Raw genomic sequence first — 1,662 nt, 5'->3', positions numbered from 1 at the left:
GGACCTGGTCCCGGGGCCGCGGCGCATTTGACCGCTTGCCGGGGTAGTTCGGGGAGAAGCGGTCGGTTTACCGGTCAGTAATAGACCGTTTCTCCCCGAACTACCCCACTGGCGGCGCACTGGCACGTGAAAGGGTGTGCGCCGTGACGGCCGTCCTGCTCGCGCTGCTCTCCGCCCTCTGCTACGGCACCTCCGACTTCGTCGGTGGGGTGCTCTCCGCACGCGTGCCGCCGTGGACGGTGGCGTTGTGCGCCCAGCTCGGTGGCGCGGCCTCGGTCGCCGTGGTGGCACTGCTCGGTGGCGACCCAGGACTCACCGCCGCGTCGGCCGGCTGGGCGTGCCTGGCCGGCGCCGGCAGCGGACTGGGCACCGCGTTCCTCTACCGCGGCCTGGCGGCCGGGCGGATGGGGGTCGTCGCCCCGATCTCGGGCGTCGGCTCGGCCGTCGTACCCGTCCTCGTCGGGTTTGCCGGCGGCGAGCGCCCGGCGGCCCTGGTGTGGCTCGGGATCGTGCTCGCCCTGCCGGCCATCTACCTGGTGGCGCGTACGTCGGGAGGCGGCGGGTCGGCCGGTGCCCTCGACGGCGCCCTCGCCGGGGTCGGCTTCGGGGTCAGCTTCGCCGCGATCGCCCAGGTGCCCGCCGGATCGGGACTGTGGCCGCTGGCGGTCAACCAACTGGTCGCGGCCGTCCTGCTCGTCGGTGGCGCCACGGTCGCACGCAGCGCATGGCTGCCCGGCAAGCCGCAGGCAGCGCTCGCCGCCGTGGCCGGGATGCTGGCGGCCGCCGCGCTCGGCGTGTTCCTCGACGCGACCCGGCACGGCTATCTGACAGTGACCGCGGTGATCGCGGCGCTCTATCCCGCCGCGACGGTGCTGCTGGCCGCGACGGTGCTGCGTGAGCGGATCCATCGGGCCCAGGCGCTCGGCCTGGGGTTGTGTGCGGTGGCCGTCGCGCTGGTCGCCGGCGGCTGACCCGACGTCGTTGTCGGATCAGTCGAGGTAGTCGCGCAGCACCTGGCTGCGGCTGGGGTGGCGCAGCTTCGACATCGTCTTGGACTCGATCTGGCGGATGCGCTCGCGGGTGACGCCGTACACCTTGCCGATCTCGTCGAGGGTCTTGGGCTGACCGTCGGTGAGACCGAAGCGCATGCTCACCACGCCCGCCTCGCGCTCGGAGAGCGTGTCGAGGACGGCGTGCAGCTGCTCCTGGAGCAGGGTGAACGACACCGCGTCGGCCGGGACGATCGCCTCGGAGTCCTCGATCAGGTCGCCGAACTCGGAGTCGCCGTCCTCACCGAGCGGGGTGTGCAGCGAGATCGGCTCACGGCCGTACTTCTGCACCTCGATGACCTTCTCCGGGGTCATGTCGAGCTCCTTGGCGAGCTCCTCCGGGGTGGGCTCGCGACCCAGGTCCTGGAGCATCTGGCGCTGGACGCGAGCCAGCTTGTTGATGACCTCGACCATGTGCACCGGGATGCGGATGGTGCGGGCCTGGTCGGCCATCGCGCGGGTGATCGCCTGCCGGATCCACCAGGTCGCGTAGGTGGAGAACTTGTAGCCCTTGGTGTAGTCGAACTTCTCGACCGCGCGGATCAGACCGAGGTTGCCCTCCTGGATCAGGTCCAAGAAGAGCATGCCGCGGCCGGTGTAGCGCTTGGCGAGG

2 protein-coding genes are annotated in these 1,662 nt (G+C 71.4%); one reads left to right on the top strand and one right to left on the bottom strand.

Annotated elements, in window-relative coordinates:
- The first annotated feature begins 143 nt into the window (after positions 1-143).
- The gene (locus VHA72_RS00965; RefSeq protein WP_325572572.1) at positions 144-971 is read left to right on the top strand and encodes an EamA family transporter; all 828 of its coding nucleotides are present in this window, start codon (positions 144-146) and stop codon (positions 969-971) included.
- 18 nt (positions 972-989) lie between these two features.
- Here VHA72_RS00965 and VHA72_RS00960 read toward each other — a convergent pair.
- On the bottom strand, positions 990-1,662 hold a 673-nt coding region (locus tag VHA72_RS00960; RefSeq protein WP_325572571.1), incomplete at its 5' end, for an RNA polymerase sigma factor.

Source organism: Nocardioides sp., from assembly GCF_035547795.1.
Lineage (GTDB): Bacteria > Actinomycetota > Actinomycetes > Propionibacteriales > Nocardioidaceae > Nocardioides.
This window is presented reverse-complemented; position numbering and strand designations above follow the sequence as displayed.